16 protein-coding genes are annotated in these 13,575 nt (G+C 63.8%); 6 read left to right on the forward strand and 10 right to left on the reverse strand.

Annotated elements, in window-relative coordinates:
- Both IVB13_RS05180 and IVB13_RS05185 read left to right on the forward strand, forming a co-directional pair.
- Positions 1 to 265 (forward strand): SUMF1/EgtB/PvdO family nonheme iron enzyme (locus IVB13_RS05180; protein WP_247488009.1); only part of this gene is annotated, 265 nt, incomplete at its 5' end.
- Between the two features lie 17 nt (positions 266 to 282).
- Entirely contained in the window at positions 283 to 726 is a 444-nt protein-coding gene (locus tag IVB13_RS05185; protein ID WP_018454075.1) for a DUF4399 domain-containing protein, read from the forward strand.
- A gap of 4 nt (positions 727 to 730) precedes the next feature.
- Here the strand turns inward: IVB13_RS05185 and IVB13_RS05190 are convergent, their stop codons facing one another.
- The 10 genes from IVB13_RS05190 to pqqA form a co-directional block, all read right to left on the reverse strand.
- Positions 731 to 1,786, reverse strand: a complete 1,056-nt coding sequence (locus IVB13_RS05190; RefSeq protein WP_085351892.1) for a 2-oxoacid:ferredoxin oxidoreductase subunit beta — start codon at positions 1,784 to 1,786, stop codon at positions 731 to 733.
- Positions 1,783 to 3,630: a 2-oxoacid:acceptor oxidoreductase subunit alpha gene (locus IVB13_RS05195; protein ID WP_085385335.1), complete on the reverse strand. Its 1,848-nt coding sequence runs from the start codon at positions 3,628 to 3,630 to the stop codon at positions 1,783 to 1,785. Before IVB13_RS05195 ends, IVB13_RS05190 begins: the two co-directional genes overlap by 4 nt.
- Positions 3,600 to 5,399 (reverse strand): FAD-dependent oxidoreductase, encoded by a 1,800-nt coding sequence (locus tag IVB13_RS05200; RefSeq protein WP_247295015.1) that lies wholly within the window; start codon positions 5,397 to 5,399, stop codon positions 3,600 to 3,602. The genes IVB13_RS05195 and IVB13_RS05200 overlap by 31 nt, the downstream gene beginning before the upstream one ends.
- Positions 5,400 to 5,632: 233 nt before the next feature.
- The gene (locus IVB13_RS05205; protein ID WP_247295012.1) at positions 5,633 to 6,310 is read right to left on the reverse strand and encodes a DUF4286 family protein; all 678 of its coding nucleotides are present in this window, start codon (positions 6,308 to 6,310) and stop codon (positions 5,633 to 5,635) included.
- Between the two features lie 12 nt (positions 6,311 to 6,322).
- The gene (pip, locus tag IVB13_RS05210; RefSeq protein WP_247361130.1) at positions 6,323 to 7,309 is read right to left on the reverse strand and encodes a prolyl aminopeptidase; all 987 of its coding nucleotides are present in this window, start codon (positions 7,307 to 7,309) and stop codon (positions 6,323 to 6,325) included.
- Positions 7,299 to 8,498 carry a pyrroloquinoline quinone biosynthesis protein PqqE gene (gene pqqE / locus IVB13_RS05215; protein ID WP_018454081.1) on the reverse strand — a complete coding sequence of 400 codons (1,200 nt, stop codon included), beginning with the start codon at positions 8,496 to 8,498 and terminating at the stop codon, positions 7,299 to 7,301. The genes pip and pqqE overlap by 11 nt, the downstream gene beginning before the upstream one ends.
- Positions 8,495 to 8,806 carry a pyrroloquinoline quinone biosynthesis peptide chaperone PqqD gene (pqqD, locus tag IVB13_RS05220; protein ID WP_247295006.1) on the reverse strand — a complete coding sequence of 104 codons (312 nt, stop codon included), beginning with the start codon at positions 8,804 to 8,806 and terminating at the stop codon, positions 8,495 to 8,497. Before pqqD ends, pqqE begins: the two co-directional genes overlap by 4 nt.
- 10 nt (positions 8,807 to 8,816) lie before the next feature.
- A complete protein-coding gene (gene pqqC, locus IVB13_RS05225; RefSeq protein WP_247295004.1) occupies positions 8,817 to 9,608 on the reverse strand; it encodes a pyrroloquinoline-quinone synthase PqqC in 792 nt (263 codons plus the stop codon).
- On the reverse strand, positions 9,605 to 10,534 hold the full coding sequence (gene pqqB, locus IVB13_RS05230; protein WP_085361488.1) for a pyrroloquinoline quinone biosynthesis protein PqqB: 930 nt from the start codon (positions 10,532 to 10,534) through the stop codon (positions 9,605 to 9,607). Before pqqB ends, pqqC begins: the two co-directional genes overlap by 4 nt.
- A 118-nt stretch (positions 10,535 to 10,652) precedes the next feature.
- Positions 10,653 to 10,733, reverse strand: coding sequence for a pyrroloquinoline quinone precursor peptide PqqA (pqqA, locus tag IVB13_RS05235; protein WP_007595659.1), 81 nt, complete (start codon positions 10,731 to 10,733; stop codon positions 10,653 to 10,655).
- Positions 10,734 to 10,983: 250 nt separating this feature from the next.
- Between pqqA and IVB13_RS05240 the strand changes: the two genes are divergently transcribed.
- The 4 genes from IVB13_RS05240 (at position 10,984) to IVB13_RS05255 (ending at position 13,479) form a co-directional block, all read left to right on the forward strand.
- On the forward strand, positions 10,984 to 11,241 hold the full coding sequence (locus IVB13_RS05240; protein ID WP_007613759.1) for a hypothetical protein: 258 nt from the start codon (positions 10,984 to 10,986) through the stop codon (positions 11,239 to 11,241).
- Between the two features lie 104 nt (positions 11,242 to 11,345).
- Positions 11,346 to 12,746, forward strand: coding sequence for an amidase family protein (locus tag IVB13_RS05245; protein ID WP_085395718.1), 1,401 nt, complete (start codon positions 11,346 to 11,348; stop codon positions 12,744 to 12,746).
- 2 nt (positions 12,747 to 12,748) lie between these two features.
- On the forward strand, positions 12,749 to 13,225 hold the full coding sequence (locus IVB13_RS05250) for a glutathione peroxidase (protein WP_018454085.1): 477 nt from the start codon (positions 12,749 to 12,751) through the stop codon (positions 13,223 to 13,225).
- Complete coding sequence (locus IVB13_RS05255) at positions 13,222 to 13,479, forward strand: DUF3297 family protein (RefSeq protein ID WP_007613756.1); 258 nt, start codon at positions 13,222 to 13,224, stop codon at positions 13,477 to 13,479. Before IVB13_RS05250 ends, IVB13_RS05255 begins: the two co-directional genes overlap by 4 nt.
- Positions 13,480 to 13,575: the final 96 nt, after the last annotated feature.

Consider the following 13,575-nt stretch of genomic DNA (forward strand, 5'->3'; position numbering starts at 1 on the left):
AGTCGGCAGCTTCAAGCCGAACCCGTTCGGGCTCCACGACATGGGCGGCGGCGTCGATCAGTGGGTCGAGGACTGCTGGCACAAGACCTATCAGGGCGCGCCCACCGACGGCTCGGCATGGAGCAGCGGGGACTGCAGCGCTCATGTCCTGCGCTCGGGCTCCTGGAAGAACGATTCGAGATATGTGCGGCCGTCCAACCGCGATGGCTACGACACCAATGTTCGTTACCCCACGCACGGATTCCGCGTGGCGCTCAGTCCTTAAGTGGTGGAGTTGGTTTGATGCAGATCCTTCGTTGCGTCGCGCTGGCGGCGGCGCTCGCATTGCTTCCGGGGGCAGCCTTTTCGCAGGGCAAGGCAGCGCCCAAGGACGCAAAGCTCTATTTCATCACCCCGCGTGACGGGCAGAAGGTGCGCGGCGGATTCTGGGTCCGGTTCGGCTTGCGCAACATGGGAGTGACCCATGCCGGCGACGAGTACCAGAACGCCGGTCACCATCATCTGCTGATCGACGTCAACGACCCCATCGATCCCAAGGAGCCGATCCTGCAGGACAAGTCGCATCTGCATTTCGGGGCAGGGCAGACCGAAACGCTGCTCGAGCTTCCGCCCGGGACGCACACGCTTCAACTCGTGCTGGGCGATGCCAAGCACTATCCGTTCGAGCCGCCCATCGTGTCGGAGAAGATCACCATACGCGTCCGGCAGCCGGCCGCGGCACGATAGGCAATCACCGCAGGCTGGCGTTGAACTTGTCCAGCGCCGCCGAGCCGGGGCAGAGCGTGTCGGCTTCCAGCGTGTTGAGCGGCGTTTCGACCGTGTTGAGATGCTCGTGCAGGTCTTCCGCGTCGGGATCGACATAGAGCAGGCCGGTGACGATCTGTCCCTTGGCGGCGTGCTTTTGCAGGAAGGTTTGGGCGCCGAGCCGGTCGTGCGGATCGTAGTCGGCATCGATCTTGCGCAGCGCGATCCTGCTGCCGTCATGCTGCTCGACCATTTGCACGGTGCCGGGTGCGTAATCCACCGCAATCGGATCGCGGCTGACCAGCACATCGAGCCGGTTCACCGCGTCATTGTGCTCGCGGACATAGTCGAAGCTCTTGGTCGAGCCGGCATGGTTGTTGAAGGCGATGCAGGGGCTGATGACGTCGATGAACGACGCGCCCTTGTGGCGGATCGCGGCCGCGATCAGCGGCACGAGCTGGGTCTTGTCGCCGGAGAACGAGCGCGCGACGAAAGTCGCCCCCAACTGCAGCGCGATCGCGACGAGGTCGATGGCGTTGTCGGTGTTGGTGACGCCCTTCTTGGACTTCGAGCCGCGGTCGGCGGTCGCCGAGAACTGGCCCTTGGTCAAACCGTAGACGCCGTTGTTCTCGACGATATAGGTCATGTTGACGCCGCGCCGGATCGAATGCGCGAACTGGCCGAAGCCGATCGAGGCGGAATCGCCGTCGCCGGAGACGCCGAGATAGATCAGGTCGCGATTGGCGAGATTGGCGCCGGTCAGGACGCTGGGCATGCGGCCGTGCACGGAGTTGAAGCCGTGCGAATTGCCGAGAAAATAGTCCGGCGTCTTCGACGAGCAGCCGATACCCGAAATCTTGGCGACCCGGTGCGGCTCGATCGAAAGCTCATAGCAGGCCTCGATGATGGAGGCCGTGATCGAGTCATGGCCACAGCCGGCGCACAGCGTCGAGATCTTGCCCTCGTAATCGCGATGGGTGTAGCCGAGCTCGTTCTTCTTCAGCCCGGGATGGTGGAATTTCGGCTTTGCAATGTAGGTCATGACACGGCCTTGCGGAGCGGGGTCACCTTGATGTGATCCTGGTGGTCGCCAATGGCTTTTGCGATGAAGCGGGCGGTGATCGGCGAGCCGTCGTAATGCACGATCGGCACCAGCCGCACCGGGTCGATGCCGTTTTCGTTGACGATGAGCTGGCGCAGCTGGCTGTCGCGATTCTGCTCGACTACATAGACGAAATCGTGCTCGGCGAGGAAGCTCGCCACGCTGGAGTGGAACGGGAAGGCGCGGATGCGCAGGCGGTCGAGCTGATGCCCGCGCGCTTCAAGCAATCCGATCGCCTCGTCCATCGCCGGCGTGGTCGAGCCGAAATAGATCACGCCGTATTTGGTTGGCCGTTCCGCATTGGCCTGGAGCGGCCGCGGCACCAGATCCTGCGCGGTCTCGAACTTGCGCATCAGGCGCTGCATGTTGTCGGCGTAGACCGAGCCTTCTTCGGAGTAACGCGCATAGCGGTCACGCGACGTGCCACGGGTAAAATAGGAGCCCTTGGTCGGATGCGTGCCGGGATAGGTTCGGTAGGGGATGCCGTCGCCGTCGACGTCGAGATAGCGGCCGAAATCGCGGCCTTCGTCCAGCATCTCCGCGGTCATCACCTTGCCGCGGTCATATTGCTTGGCGTCGTCCCATTTCAGCGGACGGCAGAGCCGGTGGTTCATGCCGATGTCGAGGTCGAGCATCAGGAAGATGGTGGTCTGGAGCCGCTCGGCGAGATCGAAAGCCGCGGCCGCGAACTCGAACGCTTCGGCGGGATCCTCCGGGAACAGCAGCACATGCTTGGTGTCGCCATGTGAAGCATAGGCGCAGGCGATGATGTCGCATTGCTGGGTACGGGTCGGCATGCCGGTCGAGGGACCGGCGCGCTGGATGTTCATGATCACGGCCGGGATTTCGGCGAAATATGACAGGCCGATGAACTCGGTCATCAGCGAGATGCCGGGGCCGGAGGTCGCGGTGAAGGCGCGCGCGCCGTTCCAGGAGGCGCCGATCACGATTCCGATCGAGGCGAGCTCGTCCTCGCCCTGCACGATGGCGTATTTCGCCTTGCCGGTTTCCGGGTCGTGCCGGTACTTCTTGCAGTGCGCGGTGAAGGCCTCGGCCACGGACGAAGACGGCGTGATCGGATACCACGCGCACACCGTGGCGCCGCCATAGACGGCGCCGAGCGCGGCGGCGCTGTTGCCTTCGATGAAGATGCGGTCGCCGACCTTGTCGGACTTCTTCACCCGCAGCCCGGTCGGGCATTTCAGGTTTTGCAGTGCCCAGTCGCGGCCGAGATGCAGCGCGTGGACGTTGGACGAGAGCAGCTTCTCCTTGCCCTTGTACTGCTCGCCGATCAGCTGCTCGATCAGCTTCGGATCCATGTCGAGCAGCGCCGAGAGCGCCCCGAGATAGATGATGTTCTTGAACAGCTGGCGCTGGCGCGGATCGGTATAGGTCGAGTTGGTGATCGCGGTCAGGGGGACGCCGATCACGGTGATGTCGTCGCGGAATTTGGTCGACGGCATCGGCTTGGTGGAATCATAGAACAGATAGCCGCCGGGCTCGATGCCGGCGACGTCCTTGTCCCAGGTCTGCGGGTTCATGGCGACCATCATGTCGACGCCGCCGCGGGCGCCGAGATGGCCGTCTTCGGTCACCCGCACCTCGTACCAGGTCGGCAGGCCCTGGATGTTGGAGGGGAAGATGTTACGGGGGCTCACCGGAACGCCGTGGCGCAGGATCGCGCGCGCAAACATCTCGTTGGCGCTGGCCGAGCCGGATCCGTTGACGTTGGCGAAGCGGACGACGAAGTCGTTTACGCTGCTGATCGGCTTTTTGTCGGACATGCTGAACCTGCGTGAGTCATCTCGATCAAATATTTCTGCATGTCCCAGGCGCCGGTGGGGCAGCGCTCGGCGCACAGCCCGCAATGCAGGCAGACATCCTCGTCCTTCACCATCACCCGCCCGGTCTTGAGGTCGCTGGAAACATAGAGATCCTGGTCCGGATGCAGCGAGGGTGCTTTCAGGCGCTGACGGAGATCGCCTTCCTCGCCGTTGTCCGTGAAGGTGATGCAATCCATCGGACAGATGTCGACGCAGGCATCGCACTCGATGCAGAGCGAGGTCGAGAACACGGTCTGGACGTCGCAGTTCAGGCAGCGATGAGCTTCGCCCAGCGCCAGCTTGACGTCATAGCCGAGCTCGACCTCGGTGCGGATGTCCTTCAGCGCGATCACCTTGTCGCGATGCGGCACCTTGTAGCGCTTGTCGTTGGAGATGTCGTTGTCATAGCTCCATTCGTGGATGCCCATCTTCTGCGAGGAGATGTACACGTCGGGCAATGGCCGCTCGGTGATGTCCTCGCCCGAGAGCATTTTGTGGATCGACAGCGCGGCGTCATGGCCCTGCGCCACCGCCCAGATGATGTTTTTCGGCCCGAACGCGGCGTCGCCGCCGAAGAACACCTTCGGGTTGGTCGAGACGAAGGTTTGCGGATCGACCTTGGGCATGTGCCATTTATCGAACTCGATGCCGCAGTCCTGCTCGATCCAGGGGAAGGCGTTCTCCTGGCCGACCGCGACCAGCACGTCGTCGCATTCGATGGTCTGGTCCGGCTCGCCCGAGGGCACGAGGTTGCGGCGGCCCTTGGCGTCATATTCGGCCTTCACCTTCTGGAAAGTGATGCCGATGAGCTTGCCGTTGTCGTGGACGAAGGCTGTGGGCACGAGGAAGTTGAGGATCGGGATGTCCTCGTGGAGCGCATCTTCCTTCTCCCAGGGCGAGGCCTTCATTTCCTCGAAGCCGGAGCGTACGACGACCTTCACCTCTTCGCCGCCGAGGCGACGCGCAGTGCGGCAGCAATCCATCGCGGTGTTGCCGCCGCCGAGCACGATGACGCGCTTGCCGATCTTGTCGGTATGACCGAACGAGACCGAGGACAGCCAGTCGATGCCGATATGGACGTTGGCGGCTGCTTCCTTGCGTCCGGGGATGTCGAGCTCGCGGCCGCGCGGTGCGCCGGAGCCGACGAAGATTGCGTCGTACTTCTCCGCGAGCAGCGCCTTCATGCTCTCGATGCGATGGCCGCCCTTGAAGTCGACGCCGAGACCCAGGATGTAGCCGGTCTCCTCGTCGATGACCGAATCCGGCAGGCGGAATTTCGGGATCTGCGAGCGCATCATGCCGCCGGCTTGGGCATCGGCGTCGAACACGGTGCAGTGATAGCCGAGCGGCGCGAGATCGCGGGCGACCGTCAGCGAAGCGGGACCACCCCCCACGAAGGCAACGCGCTTGCCGTTCTTGGCCGAGGGGCGCGGCAAGCGCTGCGTGATGTCGTCCTTGAAGTCGGCGGCGACGCGCTTCAGGCGGCAGATCGCGACCGGCGTCTCCTCGACGCGTCCGCGGCGGCACGCCGGCTCGCATGGACGATCGCAGGTCCGTCCCAGAATTCCGGGAAACACGTTCGATTTCCAATTGATCATATAGGCGTCGCTGTAGCGGCCTTGGGCGATCAGTCGGATGTATTCGGGAACGGGAGTGTGCGCAGGACAGGCCCATTGGCAATCGACCACTTTGTGAAAGTAGTCGGGGGCCGCAATATCGGTCGGTTTCATTCCTACCCTGTCCGCGCAGGCTCAAAGACCCCGCGGCCTTTTCTTGAGCTTGCGAACGCTAACGCGCGGCGATCTGGTTTCTGAATGACGTCATTAGGTTAGCTTATTAGAACCGCTCCGAAGTACAACGGCAAATTTCGCGCTTCCCCTCTTTCATGGGAGCTACGCGCGCACAGCATTAACGGCCGTGCGCAGTATGTGGCGGTGCAGCATGTTGCGATGCGTCCGATGGCTTAGTTGCGCGCGATGTCGCTCTTCGCGAGGTCCCACATCAGGCAGTAGGAGCCGACCGACACGGGAAGCGGGAATGGCGAGGCGGCAGGGCCGGTGAAGCGCTCGGCGATCACGGACGAGACCGCGCCGACATGCGTGCCGTCGATCAGCACGAACCAGTCGCGCGCGCCTTCGTTGCGCACCGCCGGAATATCCGCGGTCGCGCCTGATAGTTCCGGCTCGCTTTCGAGCAGATGCATGGAGATGATGCCGTCGTGTTTTTCCGGCGCCAGCCGTTCTTGCAGTGCGTCACGCCACGCGACTGCATTGTCCGGCGTCGGCCGCAGCCGCACGAGGCCGAGCGCCGCGCCGCGTCCGGTACCGTTGCTGATCGTGATGCGGGCGACCACGCGGAGCATGTCCTTGAAATGCGCCATGCTCCGCCGCGACCATTCGGTCTGATTGGCGAGCCTCGCCCGGTAGGCGGGACTGTCGAGCACGTCGAGCGTCGCGGTTGAATACAGCGAGAGATATTTGGGATTGGCGGCGTGCGCGACATAGCGCCGCGCTTCGAGAAAGCCCTCGATCGCAACGCGCTCTTCCAGATGCTCGCGATCGTACCAGCGGTTGAAATCGGGTTCATTTGGAACGTCGATATTCATCGACGTGAGCAACATGCCCTTCCCGGCGAGTGGCATTTTCTTGTCCCGCTATCGCGAAATCTTCGAAGCGATATCTGCGATCGACTTCATGACCGCGTCCCGCACGCCGGTATCATAGAGCGAATGGCCGGCTTCTTCCACGATGCGAATCTCGGAACCCGGCCACACTTTCGCGAGCGCCTGCGATGTCTCGGGAGGGCACAACAGATCGTAGCGGCCCTGGACGATGATGCCGGGAATGCCGTCGAGCTTGCCGGCGTTCCGCAACAACTCGTTCTCCGTCATGAAGCTGTCTTGGACGAAATAATGCGCCTCCATGAACGGCGTCGCCGGCAATGTGCGCCACACGTTCAGCGACGCCAGATCCAGCCGTGTCTTTGCCGCCTTGTGCTCCGACAAGGCGCGTTCGGTATCGTGCCAGGCGCGCGAGGCCGGGCCATGCACCGCCGGATCGGGATCGAGGATGCGGCGATAGTAGGCTTCCACCGGTTGCGCGCGCTCCTCGACCGGCAGCACGCTCAGAAAATCGTCGTAGAGCGCGGGGTAGAATTGCGACAGGCGCGAGGTGAAGGCGATCTCGACTTCAGCACGCGTGCCGAGAAAGGTCGCGCGCAGCGCAATTCCGGAGACGCGCTCGGGATGCGCCTGCGCATAAGCCAGCGCCAGCGTCGCGCCCCAGGAGCCGCCGACCACCATCCAGCGCGCGACGCCGAATTTCTCGCGGATCTTTTCCATGTCCGCGATCAGATGCTGTATGGTGTTGTGCTGGCGCGATCCCTTCGGCCGGCTGCGACCGCAGCCGCGCTGGTCGAACAGCACGGCATGGAAACGGTCGGGATCAAACAGGCGGCGGTGGTCGGGCTGGCAGCCGCTGCCGGGGCCGCCATGCAGATAGACCGCGGGGATGCCGTCGGTGCGGCCGACGCTCTCGACATAGAGTTCGTGGCCGTCGCCGACGTCGAGCATTTCGGAGGTCAGCGGTGCAAAGGGATCGGCGCGCTTGACTGAGCTGGCCGCGTCGGCGTCAGGCACCATTCTCGGATTCCAGGGTGCCGCCGGCGAAATTGCGATAGAGGAAGCGGTTGGTTTCGCCCTCAGCCTCGCGCTCGGCCTGCTTGAAGATGGTCTCGTGCAGCGGCGACAGCGCGCAGGCGGGATCGGTGTTGGCGGCGTCGCCGGTCAGCGCAAAGGCCTGGCAGCGGCAGCCGCCGAAATCGATCTCCCGGAATTCGCAACTCTTGCACGGCTCCTTCATCCAGCCGGTGCCGCGGTAGCGGTTGAAGGCGTCCGAGTTCTGCCAGATCCAGGCGATCGAATGGTTGGAGCGCACGGATTCGAAGTCGAGCCCGGTGATGCTCTCGGCGGCGTGGCAGGGCAGCACCTTGCCGGCCGGCGAAATGTTGAAGAACTGCCGACCCCAGCCGCCCATGCACTTCTTCGGCCGCAGCGCGTAATAATCGGGCACGACATAGTCGATCGTGAGCCGGCCCTTCAGCCGCTCGCGCGCCTCCTCGACGATGCGGGTGCACTCGTCGAGCTGCGCCACCGTCGGCATCAGCGCGGCGCGGTTCTTTAGCGCCCAGCCGTAATATTGGACATTGGCGACCTCGAGCCGGTCGGCGTCGAGGTCCACCGACATCTGGATGATATCAGACAGCTGGTGCAGGTTTTGCCGATGCATCACCGCATTCACGGTGAGCGGCAAATCGAGCTCGCGCGTCCATTTTGCGACTTCGAGCTTCTTGCGGTGCCCGTTTTTGTAGCCGCCGACGCGGTCGGCGAGGGCTTCTTCAACGCCCTGAAAACTGATCTGGACGTGGCAGAGCCCGGCATCGGCAAGTTCGCTCAGCCGCTCGCGCGTCAGCAGCACCGCCGAGGTGATGAGGTTGGTGTAGAGCCCGACGTCGCTCGCATGCTTGACCAGTTCGACCAGGTCTTTGCGCGCCGTCGGCTCGCCGCCGGAGAAATGCACCTGCAGCACGCCGATCTCGGCGAGCTCGCTCAATACCTTCTTCCATTCCTCGGTGGTCAGCTCCTTGCCCGAGCGGTCGAGCTCGACCGGGTTGGAGCAGTAGGGACATTGCAGCGGGCAGCGATGGGTGATCTCGAGCAGCACGGCGAGCGGAATGCCGAATGTCTCTGCCGTCGAGCGGCTCTTCTCCAGCACCGCGAGGCTGTCGCTGGCGTCGGGCGGGATGGTGGGATTGCCGAGCACATCGCTCATGACGTCTTCTCCCGGGCCTCCGTGAGAAAGCCCTTGTCGGCGAGATCCTGCAGCATGACAATGACGTCGGCCAGGATCGCCTCGCGCGGCGCGGCGTATTTTGCCGCGAGTTGGTCGGACATTTCGCCGACATTGCGCTCGCCGTCGCAGAGCTGCAAGACCTCGACCGCGATCTCGTCCGGCGCCAGCACGCGTTCGGGCGCCAGGATCACCCAGACTTTTCGCGTCTCGTCATATTTCAGCTTGGCGTGCCGCGGCAGAACCGGCCGGCTGGTCTCGCTGACGCTGATGTGACGCGGCTCGGCCATCGCTCGTTCCTTAGCTCGCCTTTTGGTGTTCTTGGGGCACGAACGCGCCCGGCGGAATGTGGCCCTCGACATAGGCGTGCTGGAGTGCGTCGAGCTGCACCCATAGCACGTTGGTCTTGAAGATCAGCGCATTGCAGACGGACGCGCGTTGCTCGGGCGTGGTGGCATGCGCCTTGACATAGTCGAGCGCAAACCCGGCGTCGCGCGGCGCCTGCGCCAACCGGCGGTTGAAGTAGCTCATGATATCAGGATTGACGAAGTCGTAGTGCTCCAGCATCCCGGAGATGCGCTCTTCGTGCAGGTTCGGCGCGAACAATTCGGTGAGCGAGGACGCGATCGCCTCCAGCGGCGACTTCTCGCGGCAATAGTGCACATAGGCTTCCACCGCAAAGCGCGTCGCCGGCAGGATGCCTTCGGTCGATTCCACGTAAGCTGTGTCCAACCCGAGGCCTTCGGTCAGCTTCAGCCAGCGCTCGATACCGCCTTCGGAGCCGATGTCGCCGTCATGATCCTCGATGCGGTGGCGCCATTCCAGCCGCGTGGCGCGGTCGCGGAAGCGCGAGATCACCACCGCGTCCTTGATCGGGATGGTGCTCTGGTAATAGTAGCGGTTCAGCGCCCAGGCCTGCACCTGGCCCTTGTTGAGCTTGCCGCCATGCAGCAGTCTATGGAACGGATGCAGGCTGTGATAGCGCGTCGCACCGATGTGACGCAGCGCCGCCTCCAGCTCCTCGGCGCTAGTGAGCCTGATGTCCTTGCCGATCGAGAGCGCGGTCATTCCAGTCAGTGACGCGGCATTCACAGCACGATCTCCGTTCCGTCCGCGGGTATCTGCCAGCCCGCCGCTTCAGCGGCCTTGCGCTCCGGGGAAGCGGGCAGCAGCGCCGGATTCGAATTATTGATATGCAGAAATATCTTCCTGTCGAGTGTGAGGTCGGCGAGCCGCGCGATGGCGCCGTGGTCGCCGGACATCGCGACGTGGCCCATGCTTTTGCCGGTCTTGTGGCTAAGCCCGGCCTTGATCATCTCGTCGTCCTGCCACACCGTGCCGTCGAAGAACACCAGCGCAGCGCCGTCGATCTCGGCCTTGAGCGCGTCGGTGACCTCGGCGCAGGCGGCGATGAAGTAGAAGCATTTGCCGGTTGCTTTGTCGGTGATCTTCAGCCCCAGCGTATCGCCTTCGCCGCTGTCGCCGCCCGGATGCGTCTTGCCTTCCAGGTACCAGGCCGATTTGCCCGAGACCGCGAAGGGCAGCACCTCAAGTCCTGAGCGCGCCCCGTCCGGCAGCCGCGGCTCGAACGGCTCATTGATGTCGACCGGCAGGCGCTGCACGTTTTTCTCGTTCAGCACATTGAAGATGCTGTTCGCCTTCAGGATCGCCAGCACCTTCTCGTGCGCATAGACCGTGAAGGGCGAACCCTCGCGCATCGACAGCAGGCCGGCCACTGCGTCCACCTCGCTGTTGGTCAGGATCACGCCTGCGATCGGCGTATGGCGCAGCGCGCCTGCCTTCGGATGCAGCTGTGGCGTCGCATTCAATTGCTGGCGGAGGTCGGGGGAGGCGTTGATCAAGAACCAGTGCTCGCCGTCGCCGCTGAAGGCGACCGAGGCTTGGGTCCGTTGCAGCTCTTGGCCGTTATCACGGGCCGTCCGGCAGCCCTCGCAGCCGCAATTCCATTGCGGCACTCCGCCGCCGGCTGCGGCGCCCAGGACGACGACGCGAAGCATGATCCGTCTCCTGGAGGCAATGTCGCGAGGTGGACCTCACGCAAACACAAATCCTGTCTTCCGGACATGCATCGTGACCGAAAGATCCACCTGCGCAGAACGCGAACTCACCAACCGCTTACTTGCGGGTGGCGCTCACATACATGTTGATTTCCATGCCACAGGGCACTTCGACGATCTTCGGGGCTTTCCAGGCCATTTTCGGCTCTCCATTTTCGAGAATTCGGACGTATCCGCCCAATCCTTAAGTTAGTGCGGGTGGAAAAGTTCGCCAGTGAAATTTTCCCGAGAAAGCCATGTTGCGGCGCAAAAAATGCTGCCGGAACGATACTTGCTGGTGATGCTGCCTTGCGCCCGGCGCATTCGGTCGCGAACCCTCTCCTGATAAAGCGGTTGTGAGTGCAGTGCAGCTTTCAATCCGGTACAGGCGACCCAACTGGAACTTCGTGATGCCCAGATATTTCTTCAACACCCGTATCGGCGACGAACTGATCGTGGATCCTGAGGGAGAGGATTTGCGCAATCCCGATCGCGCCTGGGAGGTTGCCCGCCAGATGATTCTGGAGGTGCTGAGATCGGAAGGCACCCAGCCGGCCCTGCTTGAGGCCGTCATCGAGGTCACCGACCGGGAAGGCGAGATCGTGCTCGAATTCCCCTTCACCGAGGCACTCCTGGACATTCCGGACCAGTCCGCCACCCGGCATTAAGGCTTGCTCTCGCCACCGTCGCAATGGCGGAAGAATCCCTGCGAAATCCGCATGGCTTTGCCGCGTTCCCGGGGCTAAAAGACGCCGGTTACACGGAGCAAGTCATGCAAGATCTCTGGCGCCTGTCGGCGGCCGACCTCGCCGATCTCGTCAAAACCAAAAAGGTCTCCGCCAGGGAGGCCGCGCAGGCCGGCCTCGGCCGGCTCGACGCGGTCAATCCGAGCCTCAACGCCGTGATCGACCACCGGCCCGAGGACGTGCTCAAGCAGGCCGACGCCGTCGATGCCGCCATCGCCAGGGGCGAGGACCCCGGCGTGCTGGCCGGAGTGCCCGTCACCATCAAGGCCAATGTCGACCAGGAGGGCTTTGCCACCACCAACGGCCTCAAACTCCAGCGCGACCTGATCGCGCGCGAGGACAATCCGGTGGTCGCCAATTTCCGCAAAGCCGGCGCCGTTCTGCTTGGGCGCACCAATTGCCCGGCCTTTTCCTATCGCTGGTTCACCACCAACCTGGTCCACGGCGACACCAAGAACCCCCGCGACGCCTCGCTGACGCCGGGCGGCTCGTCCGGCGGCGCGGGCTCGGCGGTCGCGGCCGGCATCGGCCATATCGCCCATGGCACCGACATTGCCGGCTCGATCCGCTATCCCGCCTATGCCTGCGGCGTGCATGGCTTGCGCCCGACCTTGGGCCGCATCCCGGCCTTCAATCCGGCCCTGCCGGAGCGCCCGATCGGGCCGCAGATCATGGCGGTGTCGGGGCCGCTGGCGCGCACCGTCAACGACATCAGGATTTCGCTCGCGGCCATGTCGGCCCGCGACATCCGCGATCCCTGGTTTGTGCCGGTGCCGCTGGAAGGCCCCGCGCGGCCGAAGCGCGCCGCGCTCTGTCTCGACCCGGACGGCCTGGCCAGCGCGCCCGAGGTGAAGGCCGCCGTCATCGACGCCGGCAAGCGGCTCGAACGGGCCGGCTGGACCGTCGAGACAATCGAGAACACCCCGCCGATGCGCGAAGCGGTCGAGTGGCAGATCAAGCTCTGGCTCGGCGACGGCTATGAGGCGCAGCTCGAGATGGCCGAGCGTGAAGGCGATCCCGGCGCGCTGGCGTGCCTGCGTGGCAACCGTGCCAGGGTCACGCCGATGGACCAGGCCAATTACGCCAAGGCATTGACCCGCCGCGCCACGCTGACCCGCGACTGGATGCTGTTCTTCGAGACCTATGCCGTGCTGCTGACGCCGGTCTCCGGCGAACTGCCGTTCCCCGATCATCTCGACCGCAAGGACGACTCTTCCTTCAAACGCGTCTGGGAAGCGCAGTTGCCGCAGATCGCCATTCCCTTCATGGGCCTGCCGGGCCTCGTGGTCTCCACGGGCCTCGTCGGCAAGGCGCCGGTCGGCGTGCACATCGTGTCGGGCCGCTATCGCGAGGATCTCTGCCTGCTCGCAGGCGAGGCGATCGAGGCGGGCGGCGTGCCGCCGTCGCCGATCGATCCCGTAGGTTAGCGATGTCCGCGATCTACGACTTCAAGGCCAACTCGCTTCTCGGCGAAGAAGTGCCGATGCGCAGCTTCGAGGGGCAGGTGCTGCTGATCGTCAACACCGCGAGCAAATGCGGCTTCACGCCGCAATATCGCGGGCTGGAGGATCTGCATCGCGACCTGTCCCCGCGCGGCTTCTCGGTGCTCGGCTTTCCCTGCAACCAGTTCGGTGCGCAGGAGCCAGGGCAGGCGAGCGAGATCCAGGCGTTCTGCTCGACCAATTACGACGTCACCTTTCCCCTGTTCGAGAAGATCGACGTCAACGGCAGCAATGCCCATCCGTTGTATGAGTACCTGAAACGCCAGCAATCCGGCCTGCTGGGCGCCTCCATCAAATGGAATTTCACGAAATTCCTGGTGGACCGCGCCGGCAAGGTGGTTTCGCGCTATGCGCCGACCGCGCGGCCCGAAGGATTGCGGCAGCAAATCGAGACCCTGTTATGAGCGAGACAATCATGAGCGACGAATTTCCGGACCGCCTCTCGGTCGATCCGAACAGCCCCTTTTACAATGCGGACATCCTGGCGCGCGACGTCGGCATCCGCTTCAAGGGTGTCGAGAAGACCAATGTCGAGGAATACTGCATCAGCGAAGGCTGGGTCCGCGTCACCGCAGGCAACGCCAAGGACCGCCACGGCAACCCGCTGACCATCAAGGTGCACGGCCCGGTCGAGCCGTATTTCAGGGATAAGAAGTAGTTTTGGAATGCGAAGCGTGCTTGGGGCACGCCGTCATGCCCGGGCTTGTCCCGGGCATCCACGTTCTTCGAGCGGCTAAGACGTGGATGGGGGGGG

Source organism: Bradyrhizobium sp. 17 (assembly GCF_023073515.1).
Taxonomy (GTDB): domain Bacteria; phylum Pseudomonadota; class Alphaproteobacteria; order Rhizobiales; family Xanthobacteraceae; genus Bradyrhizobium; species Bradyrhizobium canariense_D.